Source organism: Actinomycetospora sp. NBC_00405, assembly GCF_036044095.1.
GTDB classification, from domain to species: Bacteria; Actinomycetota; Actinomycetes; order Mycobacteriales; family Pseudonocardiaceae; genus Actinomycetospora; species Actinomycetospora callitridis.
The window spans coordinates 3,089,584-3,115,056 of sequence record NZ_CP107938.1 but is presented as its reverse complement, the minus strand read 5'-3'; the positions used below and the strand labels follow the sequence as shown (position 1 = coordinate 3,115,056).

The window sequence follows — 25,473 nt, the reverse complement described above, 5'->3', positions numbered from 1 at the left end:
GGGCTGGACGGTCGTGCTGGACCGTCGCGTCTGGCGCGCCGACGGCGGCCGCACCCTGATCGGGGGCTCGCCGCCGCGCGTGCTGCACCTCTCGCCCGCGGCGTACGGGCGCCTCGCCGGCCCGGACCGGATGGCGGCGGACGCGCGGCTCACGGTCACCGACGCGACGTCCGCGGCACTGGCGCGCCTGCTCACCGACGCGGGCGTCGCCCACCCCGAGCCCGGGCACCCGGACGCTCCGGCGCCCGGCGCGGTCTCGGTCGTCGTGCCCGTGCGCGATCGCCCCGGCGAGCTCGCCCGCCTGCTCGGTGCGCTCGCGGCGACCGCGCCGGGGATCGCCGAGGTGGTCGTCGTCGACGACGGCTCGACGGACCCGGACGCCACGGCCCGCGTGGCCGCCGCCCAGGGCGCGCGGGTGGTCCGCCACCCGGTCTCGCGCGGCCCCGCCGCCGCCCGCAACACCGGCGCCGCCGCCGCGACCGGCGAGCTCGTCGCGTTCCTCGACTCCGACGTCGTCCCCGAGCCCGGCTGGCTCGCGCCGCTCCTGGGTCACCTCGCCGACCCCGCCGTGGTCCTCGCCGCCCCCCGCATCGTCGCCTGGGAGACACCGCCACCACCGTCCGTCGCGACACCGCATCCTGCGGATGCAAGCCCTGCGTCCTCGCTGGCACTCAACGCCAGGAAAGCCGCATCGTCGATCGCGCGCCGGACCGTGGCCCGCTACGAGGAGCGACGCTCGAGCCTGGACCTCGGCCCTCGCGCCGCCCCGGTCACCGCCCGCTCCCGCGTCGCCTACGTCCCGAGCGCCGCGCTGGTCGTCCGCCGCGAGGCGCTGGGCGCCGGGTTCGCCGAGGACATGCCCGTCGCCGAGGACGTCGACCTCGTCTGGCGCCTCGCCGCCGCGGGCTGGCGCCTGCGCTACGAACCGTCGTCCCGCGTGGCGCACGAGCACCGCGACGCCGTCGGCGCGTGGCTCGGGCGCAAGGCGTTCTACGGCACCGGCGCCGCCCCGCTGGCCCTGCGCCACCCGCGCCGCGTGCCGCCGGTCGCGCTCGCCCCGTGGACCGCGACCGCCATGGCCCTGCTCGGCGCCCAGCGCCGGTGGAGCACCGCTGCCGCCGGCGCCGTGACGCTCCTGGCGACCGCCCGCCTGGCGCGCGGGCTGGCGCGGCCGGGCCGGGGGAACTCCCGACGCGCCGTCACCCTCGCCGCGGTGCTCGCGCCCTGGGGCCTGGGCGGGGCGGCGTGGCAGGCGGCCGGGGCACTGACGCGGCACTGGTGGCCTGCGGCGGTGGCGGGCGCGGTCGTGTCCCGCCGGGTCCGCCGCGCGCTCCTCGTCGCCGGCGTGGTCGAGGGCGTCGCCGACTGGGCCCGGTTCCGCTCGCCCGGCGACGGGCCGGGCGACGTCGTCGGCCACGTCGTCGCCCACCGGCTGGACGACCTGGCCTACGGGGCGGGGCTGTGGTGGGGCGCGTGGCGACACCGCACGGCCGCGCCCTTGCGCCCCGACCTCAGCGGGAAGGGCCCCGACCGATGACCCCGATCGTCCGCACCGTCGCCGTCGGCCGCCCGCGCGAGGTCCCGGGACCCCGCGACGGCGAGACGACGAGCACCGCCATCTGGAAGGAGCCGGTGGACGGGCCGGTCGAGGTCGGGCCCGAGAACCTCGCCGGGGACGAGCAGGCCGATCGCGTCAACCACGGCGGTCCGGAGAAGTCCGTCTACGCCTACGGCGAGGAGGACCTCGCCTGGTGGCGCGACGAGCTCGGCGCGCTCGACGACCAGGTCTTCGGGCAGAACCTCACGATTGCCGGCTACGACCTGCGCGACGCCGTCGTCGGCGAGCACTGGCGGATCGGGACCGCCGAGCTCGTCGTCGTCCAGCCGCGCACCCCGTGCTTCAAGCTCGGCCTGCGCGCCGCGGACCGGTCCGTGCCGCGCCGTTTCACCGCCGCCGTCCGGCCCGGCGTGTACCTGCGCGTCGCGACGACGGGCACGCTCGCCGCCGGCGACCCGATCGACGTCGTCGACCGGCCCGCGCACGGCGTCACCGTGTCCGAGGTGATCGCGATCGTCCACCACGAGCGTGACCGTGCGGCCCGCCTGCTCGAGGTGCCGGAGCTGCCGGCCGGCTACCACCACTGGGCCCGCGAGCGCCTCGCCCGGCGCCCTCACTGAACCCGGCGCCGGCGTGTCGTCGCCGCGACGCTGTGGCGATCCTGGCGTTGAGTGCCAGCGAGGACGCAGGGCATGCACGGGCCCGTGCACCGACCGCCCCCCACACACCGCACACGCCCCGTGCTGCCGCGTGCGTTCCGGGTGAGGTGCGAACCCCTCCGAACGGCCCGTTCGGCTACCGCCCGGAGTGTTCTTTTCCGCAGGAGTTCGCCTGCCCACGGCGTGTGTCGAGCCGCAGAAGCGGATGTTCCCATCTCCTTGACCCGCGCGTGCGGTGTACAGGTGAGTAACCACCCGGACCTGGCCATTCGGGTAGCCGACCCGCCCCCTGAGTGGATGTTGCGCCGCCCGGTGGTCGGCGGTGTGATGTGTCCGCCACCACGCCGGAGATGGGGGCACAGGCGCGCGCGAAGGCGGCGGGCGTCGTTCACACACCACCACCATGTCCTCGGTCTCGACGTCCGGGCTCCGGTGCCACGTCGTTCGGCCGAGTGAGGAGTGAGGTCCATGGCACGCATCCGGACCACCGTCGACGGCCTCGTCTACGAGGACGACGTCGAGCCGCGCATGTTGCTCGTCCAGTACCTGCGTGAACGGCTCGGCAAGACGGGCACGGTGATCGGCTGCGACACGAGCAACTGCGGGGCGTGCACCGTTCACCTCGACGGGATGAGCGTGAAGTCCTGCTCGGTGCTGGCCGTCCAGGCCAACGGCGCCGAGGTGCTCACGATCGAGGGCCTCGAGCGGGACGGCCAGCTGCACCCCGTGCAGCAGGCCTTCCACGACAACCACGCACTGCAGTGCGGTTACTGCACGCCCGGCATGATCATGCAGTCGATCGACCTGCTCGGTGACAACCCCGACCCCACCGAGCACGAGGTCCGCGAGGGCATCGAGGGCAACCTCTGCCGTTGCACCGGCTACCAGAACATCGTGCGCGCCGTCCAGGACGCCGCCTCGAAGATGAAGCCGGGGGCCGCCCCGACCGCCGAGGCCGGCGCCAAGCAGACCGTTGCCGGCGGGGGCGCCTGATGACCACCACCGAGAACCCGGCGGACGCACCGGCCAAGGAGATCGGGCGCGACCGCCGCCGCAAGGAGGACCGCCGGCTCATCACCGGGCGGACCCAGTGGACCGACAACAAGGCCCTCACCGGCCTGCTGCACATCGCGATGGTCCGCAGCCCGTTCGCGCACGCGACGATCAAGGGCATCGACACCTCGGCGGCCAAGCAGCTGCCGGGCATCGTCGGCGTCTACACGGCCGCCGACATCGGCGCCGACCAGGTGCAGCTCCCCTGCGCGTGGCCGGTCACGAAGGACATGCGTTCGCCCCAGCGTCCCGCGCTGGCCGGTAGCCGCGTGAACTTCGCCGGTGAGGGTGTCGCCGTGGTCGTCGCGCGCAGCGCGGCGATCGCCAAGGACGCCGCCGAGCTGGTCGAGGTCGACTACGACGAGCTCGAGCCGGTCCTGGACATGGAGGAGGCGCTGAAGGACGGCGCCACCCTCGTGCACCCGGAGCTGGGCACGAACTCGAACGCCCAGTGGGTGTTCGACTCCGGCGAGGCGGGCTCCGGCGGCAACGCGACGGAGGCCATCAGCAAGGCGGAGTCGGACGACGACCAGATCGTGGTCCGTCGCCGCTTCCGCCAGCAGCGCCTCGTGCCGGTGTTCATGGAGCCCCGCTCCACGGTCGTCGACCCCACGGGCGAGCAGCTCGTCATGTGGTCCTCGACCCAGGTGCCGCACATCCTCAAGACGATGCTCGCGCTGACCCTCGGCCTGCCCGAGCACAAGATCCGCGTCATCGCGCCGGACGTCGGCGGCGGTTTCGGCGGCAAGATCGCCGTGGCCCCCGAGGAGGTCGTCACCCTGCTGGTGGCCCAGAAGCTGGGCAAGCCGGTGAAGTGGACCGAGACCCGCTCGGAGTCCCTGCTCACGGCCCACCACGGCCGTGACCAGATCCAGGACCTGACGATGTCGGTCACCAGGGACGGCACGATCACCGGCCTGGACGTGAAGCTCCTGGCCGACATGGGCGCCTACCTCGGCCTCGTCGGACCGGGCGTGCCGATCCTCGGCGCGTTCATGTTCAACGCGATCTACAAGATCCCGTCCTACCGGTTCGACTGCACCAACGTCTTCACCACCAAGACGCTCACCGACGCCTACCGCGGCGCCGGACGTCCGGAGGCCACCTTCGGCATCGAGCGCCTGATGGACGAGGTCGCCCTGGAGCTCGGCATGGAGCCGATGGAGTTCCGGAAGAAGAACTGGATCAAGCACGACGAGTTCCCGTACACGACGGTCAGCACGCTGACCTACGACACGGGCAACTACGAGGCCGCGACCGACCAGGCCATGCAGATGTTCGACTACGACGGTCTGCGCAAGGAGCAGGCGGAGCGCCGCAGGCGGGGCGACGTCAAGCAGCTCGGCATCGGCATCTCGACGTTCACCGAGATGTGCGGACTCGCGCCGTCACGCGTGCTCGGCTCGCTCGACTACGGCGCCGGTGGCTGGGAGACCGCGGCCATCCGGATGCTGCCCACGGGCAAGGTCGAGGTCGTCGTCGGCGTCAGCCCGCACGGCCAGGGCCACGAGACCGCGTTCTCGCAGATCGTCGCCGACCAGCTCGGTGTCGGCTTCGACGACGTCGAGATCCTCCACGGTGACACCCAGTCGTCCTACCGGGGCCTCGACACCTACGGCTCGCGCTCGCTCGCGGTCGGCGGCATCGCCGTCGTCAAGGCGGCCGAGAAGGTCATCGAGAAGGCCAAGCCGATCGCCGCGCACATGCTCGAGGCGTCCGAGGGCGACCTCGAGTTCTCGGCCGGCAAGTTCTCGGTCAAGGGCACCGACAAGGGTGTGGGCATCCAGGACATCGCGCTCGCGGTGTTCGCCGCCCACGACTACCCGGAGGGCATCGAGCCCGACATCGACGCCCACGCGACGTTCGACCCGGAGAACTTCTCGTTCCCGCACGGCACGCACCTCTGCGCCGTCGAGGTCGACACCGAGACCGGGTTCGTCTCGATGTACAAGTACGTCTGCGTCGACGACGTCGGCAACGTGATCAACCCGCTGATCGTCGAGGGTCAGGTCCACGGTGGCCTGGCGCAGGGCATCGCTCAGGCCCTCTACGAGGAGGCCGCGTACGACGACCAGGGCACGCTGCTCTCGGGCACGCTGGTCGACTACACGCTGCCGAGCGCGGCGGACCTGATCAGCTTCGACACCGCGAACACCACCACCGCGTCGACCACCAACCCGCTCGGGGTCAAGGGCGTCGGCGAGGCGGGCACGATCGCCTCCACCCCGGCGGTCGTGAACTCGGTGCTCGACGCGATCCGGCACCTCGGTGTCAAGGACATCGACATGCCGACCACCCCCTACCGCGTCTGGAGCGCCATCCAGAAGGCGTCGGGGACCTCCGGTCGCGCCGACGAGGCGAACGTCGCCTCGCCGGGTGCCGGTCTCGGCTCCACCGCCCGTGACATGCCCGAGGGAGGCAACCTGTGATCCCGGCCCAGTTCGACTACGTCCGGCCCACCACGGTCGAGGAGGCGGTGCAGGCCCTGCGCGACGGCGGCGACGACGCCAAGCTCCTGGCCGGCGGCCAGAGCCTGCTGCCGGTGCTGCGCCTGCGCATGGCCGACCCGTCGCTGATCATCGACCTCGGGGGCATCCCGGAGCTGCGGGGTGTCCGCGAGGACGGCAACGAGGTCGTCGTGGGGGCCATGACGTCGCACCACGACGTCACCCGTGACGACATCCTGCGCCAGCACGTCGCCCTCATCCAGGAGGCGACGAAGACGGTGGCCGACCCGCAGGTGCGCCACCGCGGCACCCTCGGCGGGGCCCTCGCCCACGCCGACCCGGCCGGCGACCTCGCCGCGCCGGCGCTGGCCCTCGAGGCGAAGTTCGTCATCGCCGGGGAGAACGGCACCCGCACCGTGGCGGCGGCGGACTTCTTCGAGGACTACTTCTCCACCGCGATCGGCGAGGGCGAGCTCCTCACCGAGATCCGCTTCCCGAAGTACACGGGATGGGGAGCGCGGTACGAGAAGTTCAACCGGGTCGCCCAGGCCTGGTCGATCGTGGCCGTGGCCGCGACGATCAAGGTCGACGGGGGCACGATCTCCGACGCCCGCATCGGACTGACCAACATGGCGGGCACCCCGGTGCGCGCCACGGCCGTCGAGTCGGCACTGGTCGGTCAGAGCGCCACCGAGGACAATGTGCGCAAGGCCGCCCAGGCGGCCGCCGAGGGCACCAGCCCCACCGCGGACGCGGACGCCGGTACCGACTACCGCGAGCACCTCGCCAGGGTGCTCACCGGTCGGGCCGTCCTCGCCGCCGCGGGCTGAGTCCTCCGCGGTCCCACCCGTCCGACGATCCGATCGTCGCGACGTCCCGGCCCGCCCCCGCAGCAGCGGGGGCGGGCCGCCGTCGTGATCGCACAGGAGGTACCGAGTGAAGCTGGAGAACGAGTTCACCGTCCCGGTGGACATCGACACCGTGTTCGACGCCCTGAACGACCCGGAGAAGGTCACTCCGTGCTTCCCGGGCGCCACCCTCGACTCGCGCGACGGCGACGACTTCACCGGCACGGTGAAGGTGAAGCTCGGCCCGATCTCGATGACCTACAAGGGCAAGGGCACGTTCGTCGAGCGTGACAAGACCAACCACAAGGTCGTCGTCGACGCCCAGGGCCGCGACTCCCGCGGCAACGGCACCGCGTCGGCCAAGGCCACGCTGACGATGACCGACGACGGCGGCAAGACCAAGGTCAACGTCCTCACCGAGATGCAGGTGACGGGCAAGCCGGCCCAGTTCGGGCGCGGCGTGATGGCCGACGTCGGCGACAAGATCCTCGGGCAGTTCGCGTCCTGCCTCGCCGACGAGTTCGGCAGCAGCACGTCCGGCGGCCCCGCGGCCGCCACGGTCACCGGCACCGACACCGGGTCCACCGGCGGCAACGGCACCGGCCCCGCGCCGGAGGCCGTGGCCTCGGGCGACGCCGCGCCGGTCACCGGCCCGCCCGCGCCCGCCCCGGTCTCCTCCGGTTCGGGGGCGCCTGCCGCGGCCGCGATGCCGACCACGGTGGCCGAGGCCGCCAAGGGCGACTCGGGCGCCAAGCCCGGTGCCTCGGTCGGCGGGGCCGCGAGCGGCTCCGGTCAGGCCGCGGCGCAGCCCAGCCAGCCGCGTCGTCAGCAGGTCGAGGCGATCGACCTGCTCGACAGCTCGCGGGACGCCGTGCTCAAGCGCCTCGTTCCCGTGGGCGTCGGTGCGGGCGTGCTCGCCGCGATCATCGCGATCATCCTGGTGGTCCGCGGGCGCTCGTAGGCGTGTTCCCGGTTCTGCGCGAAGGGCACCTTCGGCCGCTCTAGTCGGCCGGAGGTGCCCTTCGCTCGTGTACGGGGCGCCGGGAACGGCAAGGCCCGGGGCATGAGCGCCCCGACCCTGCTCGCCGCCGTCCGTGACGGGACGCCGCTGGTGCACTGCGTGACCAACCTCGTGGCCACGAACTTCTCGGCCAACGCGCTGCTCGCCCTCGGGGCCTCGCCGGCGATGGTCGAGGACCAGGCCGAGGCGGCCGAGCTCGCCGCGGTCGCCGGGGCGCTGGTGGTCAACACCGGCACGATGACGCCGGAGCGCGCCGAGGGCATGCGGGCCGCGGCCTCGGCCGCCCGCGACGCCGGGACGCCGTGGCTGCTCGATCCGGTCGGGGTCGGCCCGCTGACGTGGCGCACCGACGTGGCCCGACGCCTCCTCGAGCTCGGGCCGACCGTGGTGCGGGGCAACGCGTCGGAGATCCTCGCCCTCGCCGGCCGCGAGGGCCGGGGCCGCGGAGTCGACGCGACCGTCGCGGTCGACGACGCCGCCGACGCGGCCGACGAGCTCGCGCGGCGGTGCGAGGGTGTCGTCGCGGTCAGCGGCCCGGTCGACCGGATCACGGACGGGACCAGGGTCGTCCACGTCCACGGCGGACATCCGCTCATGGGGCGGGTGACGGCGATGGGCTGCGCGCTCGGCGCCCTCACCGGGGCCTTCCTGGCGGCCGCCCGCGGCACCGGGGACGACCCGGTCGCCGCCACCGTCGCGGCCCACGCCGTCGTGGGGGCGTGTGGGGCGGCCGCCGGCGTCGCGGCCCGCGGGCCGGGCTCGTTCGTGCCGGCCTGGCTCGACGCGCTCGCGGCCCTCGACGCCCGGGGTGCCACCGCGGCCGACACCCTCATCGACCCGGCGTGACGGCCCTCGACCCGCGCCTCTACCTGGTCCTCGACCCCGTGCACGGGCCGGCGGACCCGCTCGCGGTCGTCCGCGGCGCCGTGGCCGGCGGGGTCACCGCCGTCCAGGTCCGGGCGCCCGGAGCCACCGGCCGCGAGCTCTGCGACGCCACCCGTGCCGTCGTCGACACCCTGGCCGGTGCGGGCGTCGCGGTCGTCGTCGACGACCGTCTGGACGTCGCCCTCGCGGCCGGTGCCGACGGCGTGCACCTGGGGCGACACGACGTCCCGCCCGGCGCCGCCCGTCGCGTCGCGGGACCGGACCTCTCCCTCGGCTGGTCGGTCACCGGACCCGACGACCTCGACGTCGCCCGCCACCTCGGCCCCGGCGTCGTGGACCTGCTCGGCATCGGCCCCGTGTTCACCACCGCCACGAAGCCCGACGCCGCGCCCGCCACCGGTGTCGAGGGTCTGCGTCGCCTGTGGGAGGCCGCGGCGGGGCTCGGCGTCACGGCGGTCGCGATCGGCGGGGTGCGCGCGGACAACGCCGCCGAGGTGCTCGCGACCGGCGTCCCCGGCATCGCCGTGAGCTCGGCGATCGCCGCCGCCGCAGATCCCGCGGCCGCCGCCCGCGAGCTGCGCGCCGCCGTCGACGGCAGGTGACAGGCTGTCCGCCGTGTACCCCGGCGCCACGAACACGCTCGTCGACGTCCCCGGTCTGCAGGTCGGGCACGCGGACCTCGAGGGCGAGGGCGCGCTGTCGGGCACGACGGTCGTGCTGCCCGGCCCCGAGGGCGCGGTCGCGGGTGTCGACGTCCGCGGTGGCGGCCCCGGCACCCGCGAGACCGACGCGCTCGACCCGCGCACCCTCGTCGAGCGCATCCACGCCGTGGTGCTCACCGGCGGGAGCGCCTACGGGCTCGCCGCCGCCTCCGGGGTGGCCGACGCGCTCGGGGCCGCCGGCCGCGGCTTCCCGGTCGGGCGGGGACCCGGCGAGGTCGTGCCCGTCGTCCCCGCGGCCGTGGTGTTCGACCTCGGGCGCGGTGGCCGGTTCGCGGCGCGTCCGACCGCGGAGACCGGTGCGCAGGCCCTCGCGGCCTGCACCGACGCGCCGCCGGCGCAGGGCGTGGTCGGCGCCGGGCGCGGCACGGTCGTCGGCGGGCTGAAGGGCGGGGTCGGCTCCGCCTCGTCGGTGCTCTCCGACGGCACGGTGGTGGCCGCCCTCGTCGTGGCCAACGCCGCGGGCTCGGCGGTCGACCCGGCCACCGGCGAGCTGTGGGCCGCCCGTCACCGCCACCCCGGCGACGTCGAACCCCCGGCCCTGCCCGCCGACCGGAGCGCGCTGCTCGCCGCCCTGCGGGAGGCCGCGGCGCCGCCGACGCTCAACACCACGATCGGCGTCGTGGCCACCGACGTCGGGCTGAGCGTCGCGCAGTGCGCCAAGCTCGCCGCGGTCGGCCAGAGCGGCCTCGCCCGCGCCGTGCGCCCGGCCCACGGCATGACCGACGGCGACACGTTCTTCGGCCTCGCGACCACCCGCCGCCCGGCCCCCGACCTCGCCGCGGTGCAGGAGCTGCTCATCGCCGGCGCCGACTGCGTGACCCGCGCCGTCGCCCACGCCGTCCTGGCCGCCCGCTCCGTCGAGACCTCCGGCGGGCACTGGCGGGCCTATCGCGACCTCGTCGGCTGACGGGCACCATGGACCCGTGGAGGGCTACCGCGAGCGGCCGGTCGGGCCCGGGATGGTGCTCTGGGCGAGCGACGGCGGCGCGACGACGATCCTGCCCGACGGCTGCCTCGACCTGATCTGGAACGGCCGCGCGCTCGTCGTGGCCGGCCCCGACGCCGGCGCCCGCCACCACGACGGCGGCGGCGCGCGCCACGTCGGCCTGCGCTTCTCCCACGGTCGCGGTCCCGTGAGCCTGGGCGTGCGCGCCGACGAGCTGCGCGACACCACGGTGCCCCTCGACGGGGTGTGGTCCGAGGCCGCCGCGCGCGAGCTCGCCGAACGCGCCGCCGAGGACCCCGTGCGGGTGTTCCGCGACGTCGCCGGCGGGGTCCCGGCGAGCGACGACCCCTTCGGCGCCCGCGTCTTCACCGCGCTGGCGCGGGGCGCCGACGTCGCCGGGCTCGCCGACGCGCTGGGCACCACCACCCGCACGCTGCACCGTCGCTGCCTGCCGGTGTTCGGCTACGGCCCCCAGCACCTCGGGCGCATCCTGCGCCTGCAGCGGGCGCTGGCCCGGGCCCGCGCGGGGACGCCGTGGGCCGAGGTGGCCGCCGTCGAGGGCTTCGCCGACCAGCCGCACCTCGCGCGGGAGGTCCGCACCCTCGCCGACACCACGCCGACGGAGCTCCTACTGCGGTAGCGCGGCGAAGAGGTCCACCGGGGCACGGTCGGGGTCGTCGACGACGGCGTAGCGCATGCCCCAGAACGCGTCCCAGGGCTCGAGCGCGCCGTGGTACCCGGCCCCCACGAGCTCGCGGTAGAGCGCGTCGACCTCGGCGGGGGAGTCGCACGCGAACGCCACGGAGCGCCGCGGCCCGCCGGTCGGCTCCGTCCAGGACGGGTCGAAGGACCGGACGGTGTCCACGGTGTCGAACGCGAAGCGCAGCCCGCCGGCGAGCTCGACCTCGACGTGGGGCGCGGTGTCGGCCTCGGGCGGCGCGTCGAGACCCAGGCGGCGGTAGAAGGCGAGCGAGGCGGCCATGTCGGAGACGACGAGCTCGACGACGGCGAGACGCGGAGGCATGAACGACACCGTAGGGACCGCCCGCGGCGCGGGGCTTGGAACGATCGGACACGATGCGGCGGTGCCTGTCGTGGGGTTGCACCGGACGCTCGGCTTCACCGCGCCCCTGTGCCCGGACAACCTGTTCGGCCACCTGGTCGCGACGGCCGTGCCCGGCGTCGAGGAGTGGCACGACGGCGCCTACCGCCGCACGCTCGCGCTGCCCGGCGGGCCGGGGGTGGTCGCGCTGCGGCCCGGCGACGCGGGCGTCGACGCCACCCTGACCCTCACCGACCCCGCCGACGCCGGCGCGGCCGAGCGCATCGCCCGGCGCCTGCTCGACCTCGACGCCGACCCGGCGGCCGTCGACGACACCCTGCGCGCCGACCCCGTGCTGGCCCCGCTCGTCGACGCCGCGCCGGGCCGGCGGGTCCCCGGCGCGCCCGACCCCGAGGAGTTCGCGGTGCGCGCGGTCCTCGGGCAGCAGGTCTCCACCGCCGCCGCCCGCACCCACGCCGGCCGTCTCGTGCGCGGGTACGGCACGCCGCTGCCCGACGGCGTCGCGGGTCCCGGCAGCACGCTCACCCACCTCTTCCCGTCGTCGCCCGCCCTCACGGGCGTCGACCCCGAGGAGCTGGCGATGCCCCGGACGAGGCGGCGCACGCTGCTGACGCTCGTCGCCGCCCTGGCCGACGGCGAGGTCGTCCTCGACCCGGCCGACGTCGCCGGTTCCCGCACCGCGCTCGGCGCGCTACAGGGGATCGGGCCGTGGACCGTCGACTCGGTGGCGATGCGCGCCCTGGGCGACACGGACGCGTTCCTGCCCACCGACCTCGGCATCCGTGTGGCCGCGGGACGCCTCGGGCTGCCGGTGAAGGACCGCGACCTCGTCGCCCGCGCCGAGGCCTGGCGCCCGTACCGGGCCTACGCGACCCAGTACCTCTGGGCGGCGCTGGACCACGCCGTCAACGTCATGCCAGGCTGATCACGGCCTCGCCCGAGGAGGTGGCCGTGGCGGTGGACGACGCCCTCTGGAGTGCTCTCGGCCGCGTGGCGGAGACGCCGACCCTGCTCGTGGCCTGCGTCTTCGACGGCGCGCTCGCCGCGGAGGACGGCGACCCCGCGGAGGCCCGGGCGGAGCAGCAGTCGTCCGAGGCGCTCAACGTCCTCGTGGCCCTCAGCGACACGACCGTCGCCGTGGTGTCCGACCGGCCTGCCGACGAGGTCGCCGAGCTGATGTTCCTGTCCGGCGCGAAGGGCGGCGCGCGCGTCGTCGCTCCCGAGGGCGTCGCGGCGCTGCGCGACGAGGTCGGCGCGACGGCCGTCGTCGCCGTCGGCCTGGTCCCCGACGACGAGCCGGGTGCCGGCGACGTGGTCATCGGTGTCGCCGCCGAGGCGCCTTACGAGGTCGAGGACGTCAACGACGTCTGCCTGGTGCTCGAGGAGCTGGCCGGCCTGCGTCGCGGCAGCAGCCGCCGACGCCCGGCGGTGTGAGCGGGGGATCAGAACAGGAGCTGGTCGCGCCCCTCGAGGTCGAGCAGCGTGCGCTTGCGCTCCAGCCCGCCCGCGTAGCCGGTGAGGCTGCCGTCGGCGCCGACCACGCGGTGGCACGGCACGACGATCGCGACGGGGTTGCGGGCCATGGCCCCGCCCACCCGCCGGGCGTCGACGGGCCCGAGGCCCACCGCCGCGGCGAGCTTGCCGTAGCTCACGGTCTCGCCGTAGCCGACCGAGGCCAGTCCGTCGAGCACCCGGCGGTCCCACGCGGGGTGGGTGTCGAGGTCGACGGGGACGGTGAACTCCCGCAGCGTGCCCGCGAAGTAGGCGTCGATCTCGCGGCGGGCGAGGTCGAGGACGCGCTCGGCGTCCGCGTCACGCGGCTCGTCGGACGCCGCGGGGGAGAACCCGAGCAGCGTCAGCCCGCGCGGCGAGGCGTCGAGGTGCAGCGGCCCGAGAGGGGTGTCGTGGACGATGCTCATGTCCGGGAGAACACCTCGGCGGGCCGGTGTGTGGCGCTCAGCCGCCGGCGAAGGGCGGCAGGACGTCGACGACCGCGCCCTCGGCGAGGACCAGGGTCCGGTCGCGCACGGCCACCTCGTCGAGCAGGAAGCTGGCGGCGGCGAGCACGCGGGCGAGCGCGTCGCCGTGGTCGGCGGCCAGCGCCGCGATCAGGTCGTCGACGGTGGCGCCCGCGGGGACCGTGACGTCCTCGCTGCGCGTGCCGGCGGCGGCCTTGGCCCCGGCGAAGTACCGCACGGTCAGGCTGACGGGCGGGGCCGTCGTGGCGGTGGTGGGAGCGGTGGGAGCGGTCATCATCCTCCGATCGCACTCATGGGCCGGTCGGGCTGCAGGAACCCGGGCTCGTCGATGCCGTGGCCGGGCTTCTTGCCCCACATGGCGACGCGCCACGCGTCGGCGATCTCCTCGTCGGAGCCGCCGCCGCGCAGGAACCGTCGCAGGTCGTTCTCGGTCTGCGAGAACAGGCAGTTGCGCACCTGGCCGTCGGCGGTGAGCCGCGTGCGGTCGCAGTTGCCGCAGAACGGACGGGTGACCGAGGCGATCACACCGACCTTGGCCGGGGTGCCGTCGTGGCCGGTCCACCCGTCGACGAGGAAGCGCTCGGCGGGTGCTCCGCCACGCTCGGCGGGGTCGTCGGAGAGCGTGAACCGTGTGCGCAGCGAGGCGAGGATCTGCTCGGCGGTGATCATGCGGTCGCGCTGCCACGAGTGCCCGGCGTCGAGGGGCATCTGCTCGATGATGCGCAGCTCGTAGCCCTCCTCGAGCGCCCAGGCCAGCAGGTCGGGCGCCTCGTCGTCGTTGAGGCCGGGCATGAGCACCGTATTGATCTTGATGGGGTCGAGGCCGTGCTCGCGGGCGGCCCGCAGGCCGGTGAGGACGTCGTCGAGCCGATCCCGCCGCGTGATCTCGGCGAAGCGGTCGCGGCGCAGCGTGTCCAGCGAGGCGTTGACCCGGTCCAGCCCGGCGGCCGCGAGACCGGCCGCGCGCCGGGTGAGGCCGAGCGCGTTGGTGGTCACCGACATCTCGGGCCGGGGCGTCAGCGCGGCGGTGGCCGCGACGATGTCCTCGAGGCCCTTGCGCAGGAGGGGCTCGCCGCCGGTGAACCGGATCTCCTGCACGCCGAGGCGCTCGACGGCGACGCGCACCAGGCGCACGACCTCCTCGTCGGTGAGCGCCTCCTCGCTCGGCATCCACTCCAGGCCCTCGGCGGGCATGCAGTAGGTGCAGCGCAGGTTGCAGCGGTCGGTCAGCGACACCCGCAGGTCGGTGGCCACCCGGCCCCAGGAGTCGACCAGACGCGCGTCGTCAGGCCGCCCTGAGGTGTCCGTGGTGGCGGTGGCGGACCCGGGGACGGCCGGCACACCGAGGTCGAGAACGCTCATCACTTCCCACCCTAACCGCGTCGGCGACCGCGAGTGGTCGGCGTCTCCGCAGGTCGGAGGCCCTCTCCGCAGATGCGGGCACCGCGAGGCGAGAAGATCGCAACTGCGGTGTGCGGCGCGGAGAAATGGTCCCTACGGAGTGGCGCACACGGGCGCCGGACCGGCCTCGGAGGGCACGGAGTGCCCGCCGGGGCCTGCGCCCACACGTCTACGGCGCCCGCAGTCCCCGGACGGCGGCGCGGGCGAGCGCCGCGGCCTCGGCGGAGGCGTCCGCGAGCGGGCCGGTGCCGCGGAAGGCCGTCAGGAACGCCGAGGCCTGGCACGCGCCGAGCAGGAGCAGCGCCGCGGCCCGGGGGTCGGCGGTGGGGTCGATCCGCCCGGCCCGCGCCTCGTCCGCCAGGTAGTCCGCGACCGCGTCGAAGGTCACGTGCGGGCCGGTGCCCAGGCGGTCGAGCGCGGCCCGGTGGGCGGTGAGCACCGCGGGCTCGGAGAACACCGAGGCCGCGATGGGGAAGGTCTCGCCGTAGAACGCCAGCGCCTCGCGGGCCACCCCGGCGAGGACCTCCTCGAGGTCGCCGGTGCCGACGCGCGCGGGCAGGCCGTCGAGGACCTCGCCCAGTCGCGAGGGCACCCGCTCGACGAGGACGGCGACGAAGAGCGCCGTCTTGTCGTCGAAGTGCTTGTAGAGCGCGGCCTCGGAGTAGCCGGCCTCCCGCGCGATCTCCTTCGTCGTCGCTCGGGCGACGCCGTGCGAGCGCATGACGGCGAGCGCCGCGTCGAGGATGCGCTCGCGCGTCGAGGTGCTTGACCGGGTCCGGGGCACCCCGTCATCCTAAGTTGGTGAGTGCTCACTAACCAAGGAGGGGCCGTGCGGATCGTGGTGTTCGGGGCGTCGGGAGGGACGGGGCGGCAGGTCGTGGCGCAGGCCCTCGCCGAGGGCGACGAGGTGGTGGCCGTGGCCCGTGCGGGCTCGGTGGTGCCGCCCGGGGTGGAGGTCGTGCGAGCCGGGTTCGACGAGGACGAGGTGATCGAGGACGCGGTCCGCGGGGCCGACGTCGTGGTGTCGGCGCTGGGCACGCGGGGGCGGGGGCCGACGAGCGTGTGCAGCGACGGGGTGGGCGCGGCGATCGCGGCGATGCGCCGCACCGGGGTCCGTCGTCTCCTCGTGGTGAGCGCGGCCGGGCTCCCGGGCGAGGGCGACGGCCCACTCCTGCGCGGGCTGGTCAAGCCGGTCCTGCAGTGGGTGCTGCGCGACCACTACGCCGACCTGACCCGGATGGAGGAGATCGTCCGCGCGAGCGGGCTGGACTGGACGATCGTGCGCCCGCCGCGCCTCACGGACGGGCCCCGCACCGACCGCTACCGGCGCGCCCTCGACCGGCACCTCGCCGGCGGGCACCGGGTCGCCCGCGCCGACGTCGCCACGGAGATCCTGCGCGCGGCGGCCGACCGGGACACCGTCGGGCACCTCGTCGCGATCGCCGACTGACGCCTCGTCGGCCGCCCTGACACGCCCGGGCGATCGGTTCCCTGGTCGGGGCGTCGCCGCCCACTACCGTCAGCGACCATGTCCACCGGTCGGCGCCGCCTGGGCTGGCTGCTGCCGATCGTGCTCGTGCTCCTGCTCGTGGCCGGGGTCGCCGGCACCTGGACCCTGCTGCGCCAGCCGCAACTGCTGGCCGGCTCGTCGGCGTCCGTGGTGCCGGTCGTGCGGGCCGACGTCGTCACCGAGGTCCGCGTGCCGGGCGCCGTGCGCAGCGCGGGCGAGGCCGAGGTGTCGTTCGCGGTGAGCGGCGAGGTCACGACCATCCCCGTCGTCCCGGGCACCGTCGTCCGTGCGGGGGACGTGCTCGCCACCCTCGACGACGGCCCGACCCGCGCGCGGGTCAGCGCCGCCCAGGTCGCCATCGCCACCGACGTCCGCGACCTCCAGGCCGCCCGCAACGCCGTCCCCTCCGACCCGGTCCTGCTCGGGCGCCTCGAGACGACGGCCGCGCGCGACCGGGCCGAGCTCGCCGAGGCGACCCGCGTCCTCGACGGCACCGTCCTGCGGGCCCCGCGCGACGGCACGGTGACCGCCGTCGCCGGGCAGGTCGGCGACCGGGTGCTCGCCGGCGCGCCCACCCCGGACGACGCGCCCAGCCGCCGGCCGTTCGTGCGCCTCGCCGACCTCGGCGCCCTCGTCGTCCGCGCGTCGGTGGCACCCCGCGACGTCGCCCGTGTCGCCCCGGGTCAGGCGACGGCCGCGGCCGTCGACGGGGTCGGCCCGACGGTCTTCGGCGAGGTCGTGGGCGTCGAGCCCGCGCCCGGTCCGGACGGCGCCTACGGCGTCACCGTCGCCACCGCCCTCCCGCCGGAGACGATGCGCGTCGGCCAGGCGGCCGACGTCCGCATCCTCGTGAGCCGGGCCGTCGGCGTGCTCGTGGTGCCGCCGTCGGCGGTGCGGCCCACCGGCCCGAACCGCGGCACCGTCCTCACGCCCCCGCCCGACGGCCGGGGCCCGAACCGGCTCGTCACCGTCACCACCGGCATCGCCGACGCGACCTCGATCGAGGTGCGCGAGGGCCTCCGGCTCGGCGACCGGGTCCTGGTCCCGCGCGACGGCGAGGAGCCGCGGCCGTGAGCGGGCGCGACGAGTACGCGGACCACCCCGACCACCCCGACGACTACCTGCCCGCGGACTACGAGACCGACCCCCGCGGGGAGCCGCTGCCCCCGCCGCCGACGGACCGGCGCCGCCGACCACGCCGCTGGGTGATCGGCCTGGCGGTGCTCACGGCCTTCGTCCTCGGCGGCGTCGGCGGGGTGATCGCCGACCGCCACCTCGCCGTCGGCTGCGAGACCTGCGCGCCACCCGCGGGCGAGGGCACGCCGCTGGTGGGCACGCTCGAGAGCACGTCGGACGGGCTGCTCGCCGTCCGCACCCCGGAGGGACGGCTGATCGCGGTGCGGACCTCGCCGGCCACGCGCGTCGTCGACCAGGAGCCGCGACCGGGCCCCGTCACGGCCCTGCCCCGCGGGACCCGCGTGAGCCTGATCGGCGTGCGCGACGTCGACGGCGTGCTCACCGCCCAGACGGTCGGCGTCCCGGGCTGACGCGCGCCTGGTGAGGCAGCGAGGGCGTCCTTCGCTGCGCCTGACGCACTCGAGGTGACCCTCGCTCCACCCGGGCCCGGGCTCAGAACGCCCGCGCCAGCCAGCCCATCAGGTCCGAGCCCCACCACGAGCTCGTCTCGCCCGCGTCCGACGCCGCGACGGGGAGGGGCACCGGCAGCGTCGTGGGCAGGGCCGGCAGCGCCGGCAGGCCCGGAGGCACGAGGCCCGGCGGCGGGATCACCGGCGGGGTGGTCGTGGTCGTCGTGGTGGTGCTCGTCGGCGTGGTGGTGCTCGTCGGCGTGGTGGTGGTCGGCTCGGTCGTGGTCGTCGAGGTGGCCGACGTGGTGGTCGTCGTGCTCGGCGGCGGCGTGGTGGTGGTGGTCGTCGGCTCGGCGGTGGTGGTCGTGGTCGGCCGCGTGGTGGTCGTGGTCGGCCGGGTGGTGGTCGTGGTCGGCCGGGTGGTGGTCGTGGTCGGCCGCGTGGTGGTGGTCGTCGGCCGCGTGGTGGTGGTCGTCGGCCGCGTGGTGGTGGTCGTCGGCTCGGTGGTCGTGGTCGTCGGCCGCGTGCTGGGCGAGACGGTGACGGTCGACGTCCGGGTGGTCACGCTGGTCGGCGGGGCCGCGGCGGTGGTCGTGAGCCACAGCCCGCGCAGGACCGGGCTCTCGCCGCCGTCGGCGCGGCGCAGCAGGATGCGGATCCCGATCTCGCCGGTCGGGTCGCCGAGGTCGACGGCGCCCTCGCGGGGCACCCGCACCCAGTCGCCCCACCGTCCGTCGCGCTGCAGACCACGGGCCTCGACGACCACGGCGGCGCCTCGGGGGACGTCGGCCGCGGGGACGCCGGCGATGCCGTCGACGAGCCCGAGGGTGCGTCGCGGCGCGAGCACGACCTCGCCGTTCGGGACGCCGTCGAGCCGGACGGCGCCGTCGGTGAGCACGACCCCCCGGTCGTCGCCGCCCTCGAGGGCGATCTCGGCGGACCAGCTCTCGCCGGGCGTCGCCGTGGTCGCGGCGGCGGGGACGGCGAGGATCACGGCGAGCCCGAGGGCCCCGGCGGCGACGGCGAGCGCGCCGCCCCGCAGGGAGGGATCAGCAGGACGGGACATCGCGTGCCTCCACGAGCTCGGCCGGGACGTACTGGGCGGTGCCGAGGCGGATCCACCGGGTGCCGACCCCGGTACGCCCGCCCGCGGCCTGCGCCGCGCACTCGTAGGACATGCGGGCCTGCGGGGCGACGGAGCCGACGACCGCGGCGTCGGGGGCCGGGGCGGCCCGGACGTCGAGCCGCGTGGCGCGGTCGAGCGCGGTGCCCGACGGGCCGCGGCCGGTCCAGAGGTAGGTGACGGTGACCCAGGCGTTGTCGGTGAGCCCGAGGTCGTCGCGGAACGTGCCGTCGGCGAGGTCGATGCCCGCGGGGTTGGACACGCGGCGCCCCCGGCCGTCGCGGCCGTCGCGGTAGCCGTCGGCGAATGCGGCCTCGGCGGCGGGACGTCCACGGGGCAGGTCGGCGAAGGCCCGGCGGAGCTCCGGCGGGTTCCAGTAGTCGTCGACGGTGTTCCAGGGGCCGACGTCCCACACCGGCGCCCAGGTGCAGCGCGTCGCAGTGGCGCAGACGCGCACCGTGTAGTCGCCGCCGCCGCGCGGGCTCAGGCCGCGGCGCGAGGGCAGGGCGACGAAGCGGTCGTTGCGCTCGACCTCGTGGCCGTTGGCGGTGTCGTTGCCGACGAGCCCGATACGGGTTGCGAAGACGCGGGAGGACAGCGCGGTGGCCGGGGCCGGGACGCCGAAGCGGACGGGGGAGCGGTCGGCGGTCAGCCAGAGCCGCCGCAGGGCCGGGCTCCGGCCGTCGGCGGACGCGACGAGCGTGATCCGGACCTGGATCTCCGAGGTCAGCTCGGAGAGCTGCGCCGGATCGCCCGCCGCCGCCTCGTCCCACTCGCCCCACGTGCCGTCGTCCCGGATGCCGCGCACCGCGACGACCACCTGCGCGCCCGCGGGCACGTCGGCGGTCACCTCGGCCGCGACCCGGTCGGTCACGGCGGCCGGACGGCGCGGGGCCAGGAGCAGGTCGCCCTCGGCCGGCACGTCGCCGGTGGACGTCCGGCGCGGAGCCAGCTCGCCCAGGCGCACCGCCTCGTCGCGGACGACGACGTTGCTGTCGTCGCCGCCGTCCACCGCGAGCTCGGCGGCCCACGACTCGCTCGACGGCAGGGCGGAGGCGGACGGGGCGATGAGGCCTGCCGCGAGGGCCGCACCCACCGCGACCGCGGCGAGCATGGGACGGCGACCCGGCATGAGCACTCCTCGGACCTCGGTGTCCCCGCGAGTGGAGGACGGTCGGCGCCTATGCAATGAGGTGGACGCAGCGTCGACAAGCGAAACGCAGGAGACGCATGTGGGTGATACCCGATCCGGCGACTTACACCCCTGTCATTTCCTTGATCGTCGCGCCGCGCGTCGATGCGTCGGAGATCGTCCCGATGAGGTACCTCTACCGGGGTGGGTGAGGACGGGGGGACCGGCGCGACCTGTGTGGTCCACGACGAGCGGCCGCAGGACCGCCGCCGCCTGCGTCTGCTCGTCCGCGCCGTCGCCGCTCCCGACCCGGTCGCCGCCGCCCGGGACGCGGACGATCTGCTCGCGAGGCTCGCCGCGACGCCCCGGGCGTTCGCGGTGGTCGGGATCTCCGAGACCGAGCCGACCGGGCTGGCGGTCGTGCGCCGCGTCCTCGCCGACGTCCCGGGCGCGGCCGTCCTCGTGGCGGGGTCGGCGGGCGCCGACGCGCCCGCCCAGCAGGCCCTCGCGGACGGGGCCGCGGGCTTCCTGCGCTGGGACGCGCCGCGCGCGATGATCCGCACCCTGGTGCGGAGCGTGGCGTCGACCGCGGCCGGGGACGACCTCGTGCCGCGGCCCGCGGGCGCCCCCGTCGGCGAGATCGTGAGCAGCGGGGCCCTGCGCGACGTGGTGGTCGACCTCGAGGCCCAGCAGCGCCTCGAGCTGTCCGTGCGCGAGGTGCAGGTGCTCATCGGCGTCAGCCGCGGGCTGACCAACGCCGACATCGGCCGGCGTCTCTACCTCTCCGACCACACGGTCAAGTCCCACACGGGGCACCTGTTCCGCAAGCTCGGGGCGAGCGACCGCGCGCAGGCGGTCAGCCACGCCTGGCGCCTCGGCCTGTTCTCGCCCGCACCGACCCGCTCGGCCCGCGCCTGACCCGTGAGCGATGTTCCCGGCCATCGCCGGGAACATCGCTCACGTACTCAGTGCGCCTTGATCTCCTGGCGGGCGACGGAGCGCAGGTGCACCTCGTCGGGGCCGTCGGCCAGGCGCAGGGCGCGCGCCCAGGAGTAGGCGTACGCCAGCGGGAAGTCGTCGGACACCCCGCCGCCGCCGTGGATCTGGATCGCGCGGTCGATGACGCTGCACGCCATGCGCGGGCAGATCACCTTGATCGCGGCGATCTCGGTGGCCGCGCCGCGCGAGCCGACGTTGTCGATCATCCAGGCGGCCTTGAGCACGAGCAGGCGGGCCTGCTCGATCTCGATGCGGCTCTCGGCGATCTGCTCGCGCACGACGCCCTGCTCGGAGAGCGGCTTGCCGAACGCGACGCGCTCGTTGGCCCGCCGGACCATGGCGTCCACCGCGCGCTCGGCCATGCCGATGAGGCGCATGCAGTGGTGGATGCGGCCGGGACCGAGGCGGGCCTGGGCGATGGCGAAGCCGCCGCCCTCCTCGCCGAGGAGGTTCGCCACCGGGACGCGGACCTCGTTGAGCTCGATCTCGCAGTGCCCGTGCTGGTCCTGGTAGCCGAACACCGGCAGGGCGCGGCTGATCGTCAGCCCCGGGGTGTCGCGCGGGACGAGCACCATCGACTGCTGGCGGTGCGTCGGGGCGTCGACGTCGGTCTTGCCCATGACGATGAAGATCTGGCAGCGCGGGTCGGAGGCGCCGGAGATCCACCACTTCTTGCCGGTGATGACGTACTCGTCGCCCTCGCGGCGGATCGAGGTGGTGATGTTGGTGGCGTCCGAGGAGGCGACCGCGGGCTCCGTCATCGCGAACGCGGAGCGGATCTCGCCGGCGAGCAGGGGCTCGAGCCAGTCCTGCTTCTGCTCGGGGGTGCCGAACAGGTGCAGGGTCTCCATGTTGCCGGTGTCCGGCGCCTGACAGTTGATCGCCTCGGGGGCGATGACCGGCGACCAGCCCGACACCTCGGCGACCGGCGCGTACTCGAGGTTGGACAGGCCCGAGACGTCGGGCAGGAAGAGGTTCCACAGGCCCCGGTGGCGGGCCTCGGCCTTGAGGTCCTCGACGATCGGCGGCAGCTCGTGCTCGGCGGTCGTCCCGCGCCGCTCCTCCCGCCACTCCTCGTAGACCTTCTCGGCGGGCAGCACGGCCTCGTCGAGGAAGGCCCGCATGCGGTCGGTGTAGTCCTGCGCCGCGGCACTGGGTGCGAAGTCCACCCCCGCACCATCCCACCGCTCTCGGCCTGCGCGCGAGGGCAGTGACGCCCGTCGCCGGGGCCGTCGCAGGCGTGGCACCGGACCTGCGGCGAGGTCCGGGGCTGTACAGGCGCATCGGCGGCTCTAGACTGCCCGCTCGTGACGCACTTCCGGATCGCCGAGGCCGCCCGCCTGCTGGGCGTCAGCGATGACACCGTCCGCCGGTGGACCGACGGGGGCGCCCTGCCCGTCTCGATGGACGCGAGCGGGCGCAAGGTCATCGCCGGGGCGGACCTCGCCGCGTTCGCCCGGGCCCAGGCGCACAGCGTCCCGGACCCCTCGGGCGTCGGGCGCTCGGCCCGCAACCGCTTCGTCGGCCTCGTCACCGCGATCGTCAGCGACAAGGTCATGTCGCAGGTGGAGATGCAGTGCGGGCCGCACCGGGTGGTGTCGCTGATGAGCACCGAGGCGGTCGAGGAGCTCGGGCTCGAGGTCGGCTCGCTGGCGGTCTCGGTCGTGAAGGCCACCCACATCATCGTCGAGACACCCGGAGGCATGGCGTGACCCGCGCCCCACGACTCGTCCTCGCGGCCCTGGCCGCCGCCGTCGCCCTCGGGGTCGCGGCGTGCGGGGGCTCCGGCGGCGAGCAGCAGGCGCCCCGGGCACGCACGCTCACCGTCTCGGCCGCGGCGTCGCTCACCGACGTCTACGGCCAGTTGAAGACGCAGTTCGAGCAGGCCGATCCGGGCACGGAGGTCCGCCTCAACTTCGGCGGCTCGGACACGCTGGCCCAGCAGATCGTGCAGGGCGCGCCCGCCGACGTCCTGGCCACCGCGAGCACCCGCACGATGCAGACCGTGCAGCAGGCCGGGCGCATCCAGGGCCAGCCGGTCACCTACGCGACGAACCAGCTCCAGATCGCGGTCCAGCCCGGCAACCCGAAGCAGGTCACCGGCCTGCCGTCCCTCGTCGGCCCGCAGGCCACCGAGTCGGTCTGCGCCCCGGCCGTGCCGTGCGGCGCCGCCACCGAGGCCGCCGAGCGCGCCGCGGGCGTCACCCTCGACCCGGTCAGCGAGGAGCAGGACGTCCGCTCCGTGCTCCAGCGCGTCACCACCGGCAACGTCGACGCGGGCCTCGTCTACGTCACCGACGTCAGGTCGGCGGACGGGCAGGTGCAGGGGATCGACTTCCCGCAGGCCACCGCCCAGGGTGCGGCGCAGAGCTACCTCATCGGCGCGGTCACCGGCAGCCAGAACCCCGACCTCGCCGACAGCTGGATCCGGTTCGTCACCGGACCCCAGGGTGACGCCGCGCTGACCCGGGCGGGATTCCAGCTGAAGTGACGCGCGCCGCCCCCTTGTCGCCGCGCGCCCGCAGCAGCCGCACCGGCTCGGCGGGGCACACCCTGCCGTGGCCGGTGTGGGTGCCCGCGGTCGTCGGGTTCGGGCTGATCGCGGTCCCGGTCGCGGGGCTGGTGCTGCGGGCCGACTGGCCGAACTTCCTCACGCTGATCACCAGCGACGCCGCCCTCGACGCCCTGCGGCTCTCGCTGCAAACGGGGCTGATCTCGACGGCGCTGTGTCTGCTCTTCGGGACGCCGCTCGCGCTCGTGCTCGCGCGCTCGGACCTGCCCGGACTGCCCGTCTTCCGCTCGATCGTCCTGCTGCCGCTCGTCCTCCCGCCGGTGGTCGGCGGCCTGACGCTGCTGTTCCTGCTCGGGCGCACCGGGCCGGTCGGACAGCTGCTCGACGCCTGGTTCGGGGTCACCGTGCCGTTCTCCACCGCGGCCGTGGTGATCGCCCAGACCTTCGTGGCCATGCCGTTCCTCGTGGTCAGCCTCGAGGGCGCGCTGCGCACCGCGGGCGACCGCTACGAGGCGGTGGCCGCGACCCTCGGAGCCTCGCCGATGACCGCCCTGCGCCGCGTCACCATCCCCGTCGTCCTGCCCGGCCTGGTCTCGGGCGCCGTGCTGGCCTTCGCCCGCGCGCTCGGGGAGTTCGGCGCGACCGTCGCCTTCGCCGGCAGCCTGCAGGGCACCACCCGCACCCTCCCGCTGCTGATCTACCTGGACTCCCAGGACGACCTCGACTCCGCCGTGGCGCTCTCCCTGCTGCTCGTCGTGGTGGCCGTCGTCGTCATCGTCGCCACCCGGACCCGCGACGCGAGCGGGGTCCGGTGAGCGCCGCGGGAGCCGGGCCGGAGTCGCGCGAAGGGCACCGTGAGCCGGATAGAGCGGTTGACGGTGCCCTTCGCGCGCACACCGCGGGCCTCGCCGCCCGCGTCACCACCCGCCGCGGCGGCTTCACCCTCGACGTCGCCGTCGAGGTGGCCCACGGCGAGGTCGTCGCGGTGCTCGGGCCGAACGGGTCGGGCAAGTCGACGCTGCTCGGGACGCTGGCCGGCCTGTTCGACCCCGAATCGGCGACGGTGACCCTGGCCGACCGGATCCTCACCGACACCGCGGCCGGCGTCACCGTGCCCGTCCACCGTCGACGGGTCGGGCTGCTCAGCCAGCAGGCGCTGCTCTTCCCGCACCTGTCCGCGCGCGAGAACGTCGCCTTCGGGCCGCGCTGCGCGGGGCAGGGTCGACGGGCCGCGGGGGCGGTCGCCGACCGCTGGCTCGCCGAGATGGGCGTCGCCGAGCTCGCCGACCGCCGCCCGTCGGAGCTCTCGGGCGGGCAGGCCCAGCGGGTGGCGATCGCCCGCGCCCTGGCCGTCGAGCCGGACCTGCTGCTGCTCGACGAGCCCTTCGCCGCCCTCGACGTCGACGCGGCGCCCGCCGTCCGGGCCGTGCTGCGCCGCGTCGTGCGCGACAGCGTCGTGGGAGGCCAGACCGTCCTCGTCGTCACCCACGACGTCCTCGACGCCGTCGTCCTCGCCGACCGGCTCGTCGTGCTTGCCGACGGCGGGGTCGTCGAGCAGGGCCCGACCGCGGAGGTGCTCGCCCGCCCGCGCTCGGGGTTCGCGGCCCGCATCGCCGGCCTCGACCTCGTCACGGGGACCGCCTGCGCCGACGGGCTCCACACCCCCGACGGGACCCTGGTCTCCGGGGCGGCCTCGGAGCCCCTCGACGACGGCGAGCCGGCCGTCGCGGTGTTCGCGCCGCGCTCGGTGGCCGTGCACCGCGAGCGCCCCACGGGCAGCCCGCGCAACGTCGTGCCGGTGCGGCTCGCGGCCATGGAGCCGCAGGGCGAGGTCGTCCGGCTGCGCGCCGGCGCCTCGGGGCGCGGCCCGGCGTGGGGCGACGGGCTGGCCGCCGACGTCACCCCGGCCGCCGTCGCCGAGCTGGGCGTCGGGCCCGGCGACGAGCTGTGGTTCGCGGTGAAGGCCACCGAGGTGGCGGTGCATCCGTCCGGTCGCTGAGAGTCATTTGGTTTGACCAGAACTAAATTC

At 75.5% G+C, this 25,473-nt stretch carries 28 protein-coding genes; 20 read left to right on the top strand and 8 right to left on the bottom strand.

The window, feature by feature from the left end:
- The first annotated feature begins 13 nt into the window (after positions 1-13).
- The 10 genes from OG774_RS15300 (at position 14) to OG774_RS15255 (ending at position 10,779) form a co-directional block, all read left to right on the top strand.
- Entirely contained in the window at positions 14-1,537 is a 1,524-nt protein-coding gene (locus tag OG774_RS15300; protein ID WP_328301907.1) for a glycosyltransferase, read from the top strand.
- Positions 1,534-2,178, top strand: a complete 645-nt coding sequence (locus OG774_RS15295; protein WP_328301905.1) for an MOSC domain-containing protein — start codon at positions 1,534-1,536, stop codon at positions 2,176-2,178. The genes OG774_RS15300 and OG774_RS15295 overlap by 4 nt, the downstream gene beginning before the upstream one ends.
- Before the next feature lie 507 nt (positions 2,179-2,685).
- The gene (locus tag OG774_RS15290; RefSeq protein WP_274192596.1) at positions 2,686-3,210 is read left to right on the top strand and encodes a (2Fe-2S)-binding protein; all 525 of its coding nucleotides are present in this window, start codon (positions 2,686-2,688) and stop codon (positions 3,208-3,210) included.
- Entirely contained in the window at positions 3,210-5,699 is a 2,490-nt protein-coding gene (locus tag OG774_RS15285) for a xanthine dehydrogenase family protein molybdopterin-binding subunit (RefSeq protein ID WP_328301901.1), read from the top strand. The genes OG774_RS15290 and OG774_RS15285 overlap by 1 nt, the downstream gene beginning before the upstream one ends.
- A complete protein-coding gene (locus tag OG774_RS15280) occupies positions 5,696-6,547 on the top strand; it encodes an FAD binding domain-containing protein (RefSeq protein WP_328301899.1) in 852 nt (283 codons plus the stop codon). Before OG774_RS15285 ends, OG774_RS15280 begins: the two co-directional genes overlap by 4 nt.
- 106 nt (positions 6,548-6,653) lie before the next feature.
- Complete coding sequence (locus OG774_RS15275) at positions 6,654-7,526, top strand: SRPBCC family protein (RefSeq protein WP_328301897.1); 873 nt, start codon at positions 6,654-6,656, stop codon at positions 7,524-7,526.
- 102 nt (positions 7,527-7,628) lie between these two features.
- On the top strand, positions 7,629-8,432 hold the full coding sequence (thiM, locus tag OG774_RS15270; RefSeq protein ID WP_328301895.1) for a hydroxyethylthiazole kinase: 804 nt from the start codon (positions 7,629-7,631) through the stop codon (positions 8,430-8,432).
- Entirely contained in the window at positions 8,429-9,073 is a 645-nt protein-coding gene (thiE, locus tag OG774_RS15265; RefSeq protein ID WP_328301893.1) for a thiamine phosphate synthase, read from the top strand. Before thiM ends, thiE begins: the two co-directional genes overlap by 4 nt.
- Before the next feature lie 13 nt (positions 9,074-9,086).
- Positions 9,087-10,100, top strand: coding sequence for a P1 family peptidase (locus tag OG774_RS15260; RefSeq protein WP_328301891.1), 1,014 nt, complete (start codon positions 9,087-9,089; stop codon positions 10,098-10,100).
- Between the two features lie 16 nt (positions 10,101-10,116).
- Positions 10,117-10,779, top strand: a complete 663-nt coding sequence (locus OG774_RS15255) for a helix-turn-helix domain-containing protein (protein WP_328301889.1) — start codon at positions 10,117-10,119, stop codon at positions 10,777-10,779.
- Here OG774_RS15255 and OG774_RS15250 read toward each other — a convergent pair.
- Positions 10,768-11,163, bottom strand: coding sequence for a VOC family protein (locus OG774_RS15250; protein ID WP_328301875.1), 396 nt, complete (start codon positions 11,161-11,163; stop codon positions 10,768-10,770). The two genes, OG774_RS15255 and OG774_RS15250, sit on opposite strands and share 12 nt — an antisense overlap.
- Before the next feature lie 61 nt (positions 11,164-11,224).
- On the opposite strand from OG774_RS15250, the gene OG774_RS15245 reads away from it, so the two are divergent.
- Positions 11,225-12,127, top strand: a complete 903-nt coding sequence (locus OG774_RS15245; protein WP_328301873.1) for a DNA-3-methyladenine glycosylase family protein — start codon at positions 11,225-11,227, stop codon at positions 12,125-12,127.
- 26 nt (positions 12,128-12,153) lie between these two features.
- Entirely contained in the window at positions 12,154-12,636 is a 483-nt protein-coding gene (locus tag OG774_RS15240) for a hypothetical protein (RefSeq protein WP_328301871.1), read from the top strand.
- 8 nt (positions 12,637-12,644) lie between these two features.
- On the opposite strand, the gene OG774_RS15235 is transcribed toward OG774_RS15240, so the two are convergent.
- The 4 genes from OG774_RS15235 to OG774_RS15220 all read right to left on the bottom strand — a co-directional run bounded on the left by OG774_RS15235 (position 12,645) and on the right by OG774_RS15220 (position 15,366).
- Entirely contained in the window at positions 12,645-13,121 is a 477-nt protein-coding gene (locus tag OG774_RS15235; protein ID WP_328301869.1) for a methylated-DNA--[protein]-cysteine S-methyltransferase, read from the bottom strand.
- Positions 13,122-13,158: 37 nt separating this feature from the next.
- The gene (locus tag OG774_RS15230) at positions 13,159-13,455 is read right to left on the bottom strand and encodes a MoaD/ThiS family protein (protein ID WP_328310965.1); all 297 of its coding nucleotides are present in this window, start codon (positions 13,453-13,455) and stop codon (positions 13,159-13,161) included.
- Positions 13,455-14,543, bottom strand: a complete 1,089-nt coding sequence (gene moaA / locus OG774_RS15225) for a GTP 3',8-cyclase MoaA (RefSeq protein ID WP_328301867.1) — start codon at positions 14,541-14,543, stop codon at positions 13,455-13,457. The genes OG774_RS15230 and moaA overlap by 1 nt, the downstream gene beginning before the upstream one ends.
- A 208-nt stretch (positions 14,544-14,751) precedes the next feature.
- Entirely contained in the window at positions 14,752-15,366 is a 615-nt protein-coding gene (locus tag OG774_RS15220; protein ID WP_328301865.1) for a TetR/AcrR family transcriptional regulator, read from the bottom strand.
- 45 nt (positions 15,367-15,411) lie between these two features.
- On the opposite strand from OG774_RS15220, the gene OG774_RS15215 reads away from it, so the two are divergent.
- The 3 genes from OG774_RS15215 (at position 15,412) to OG774_RS15205 (ending at position 17,639) form a co-directional block, all read left to right on the top strand.
- The gene (locus OG774_RS15215; protein ID WP_328301863.1) at positions 15,412-16,032 is read left to right on the top strand and encodes an NAD(P)-dependent oxidoreductase; all 621 of its coding nucleotides are present in this window, start codon (positions 15,412-15,414) and stop codon (positions 16,030-16,032) included.
- Between the two features lie 78 nt (positions 16,033-16,110).
- The gene (locus OG774_RS15210) at positions 16,111-17,166 is read left to right on the top strand and encodes an efflux RND transporter periplasmic adaptor subunit (protein ID WP_328301861.1); all 1,056 of its coding nucleotides are present in this window, start codon (positions 16,111-16,113) and stop codon (positions 17,164-17,166) included.
- Positions 17,163-17,639, top strand: a complete 477-nt coding sequence (locus OG774_RS15205; protein ID WP_328301859.1) for a hypothetical protein — start codon at positions 17,163-17,165, stop codon at positions 17,637-17,639. The genes OG774_RS15210 and OG774_RS15205 overlap by 4 nt, the downstream gene beginning before the upstream one ends.
- Positions 17,640-17,721: 82 nt before the next feature.
- Here OG774_RS15205 and OG774_RS15200 read toward each other — a convergent pair whose 3' ends face one another.
- Positions 17,722-18,744 carry a hypothetical protein gene (locus tag OG774_RS15200; protein WP_328301857.1) on the bottom strand — a complete coding sequence of 341 codons (1,023 nt, stop codon included), beginning with the start codon at positions 18,742-18,744 and terminating at the stop codon, positions 17,722-17,724.
- The gene (locus OG774_RS15195; RefSeq protein ID WP_328301855.1) at positions 18,728-19,933 is read right to left on the bottom strand and encodes a hypothetical protein; all 1,206 of its coding nucleotides are present in this window, start codon (positions 19,931-19,933) and stop codon (positions 18,728-18,730) included. The genes OG774_RS15200 and OG774_RS15195 overlap by 17 nt, the downstream gene beginning before the upstream one ends.
- Positions 19,934-20,137: 204 nt before the next feature.
- Here OG774_RS15195 and OG774_RS15190 point away from each other — a divergent pair, with 204 nt between their 5' ends.
- Positions 20,138-20,851 carry a helix-turn-helix transcriptional regulator gene (locus OG774_RS15190; RefSeq protein ID WP_328301853.1) on the top strand — a complete coding sequence of 238 codons (714 nt, stop codon included), beginning with the start codon at positions 20,138-20,140 and terminating at the stop codon, positions 20,849-20,851.
- A gap of 47 nt (positions 20,852-20,898) precedes the next feature.
- Here OG774_RS15190 and OG774_RS15185 read toward each other — a convergent pair whose 3' ends face one another.
- Complete coding sequence (locus OG774_RS15185; RefSeq protein WP_328301851.1) at positions 20,899-22,101, bottom strand: acyl-CoA dehydrogenase family protein; 1,203 nt, start codon at positions 22,099-22,101, stop codon at positions 20,899-20,901.
- Positions 22,102-22,239: 138 nt separating this feature from the next.
- Between OG774_RS15185 and OG774_RS15180 the strand changes: the two genes are divergently transcribed.
- From OG774_RS15180 to OG774_RS15165, 4 genes are all read left to right on the top strand, one after another.
- Positions 22,240-22,644, top strand: a complete 405-nt coding sequence (locus OG774_RS15180) for a TOBE domain-containing protein (protein WP_328301849.1) — start codon at positions 22,240-22,242, stop codon at positions 22,642-22,644.
- Positions 22,641-23,423 carry a molybdate ABC transporter substrate-binding protein gene (gene modA / locus OG774_RS15175; protein ID WP_328301847.1) on the top strand — a complete coding sequence of 261 codons (783 nt, stop codon included), beginning with the start codon at positions 22,641-22,643 and terminating at the stop codon, positions 23,421-23,423. Before OG774_RS15180 ends, modA begins: the two co-directional genes overlap by 4 nt.
- A 62-nt stretch (positions 23,424-23,485) precedes the next feature.
- Positions 23,486-24,259, top strand: coding sequence for an ABC transporter permease (locus OG774_RS15170; protein WP_328310963.1), 774 nt, complete (start codon positions 23,486-23,488; stop codon positions 24,257-24,259).
- Positions 24,256-25,443 (top strand): sulfate/molybdate ABC transporter ATP-binding protein, encoded by a 1,188-nt coding sequence (locus OG774_RS15165; protein WP_328301845.1) that lies wholly within the window; start codon positions 24,256-24,258, stop codon positions 25,441-25,443. The genes OG774_RS15170 and OG774_RS15165 overlap by 4 nt, the downstream gene beginning before the upstream one ends.
- Positions 25,444-25,473: the final 30 nt, after the last annotated feature.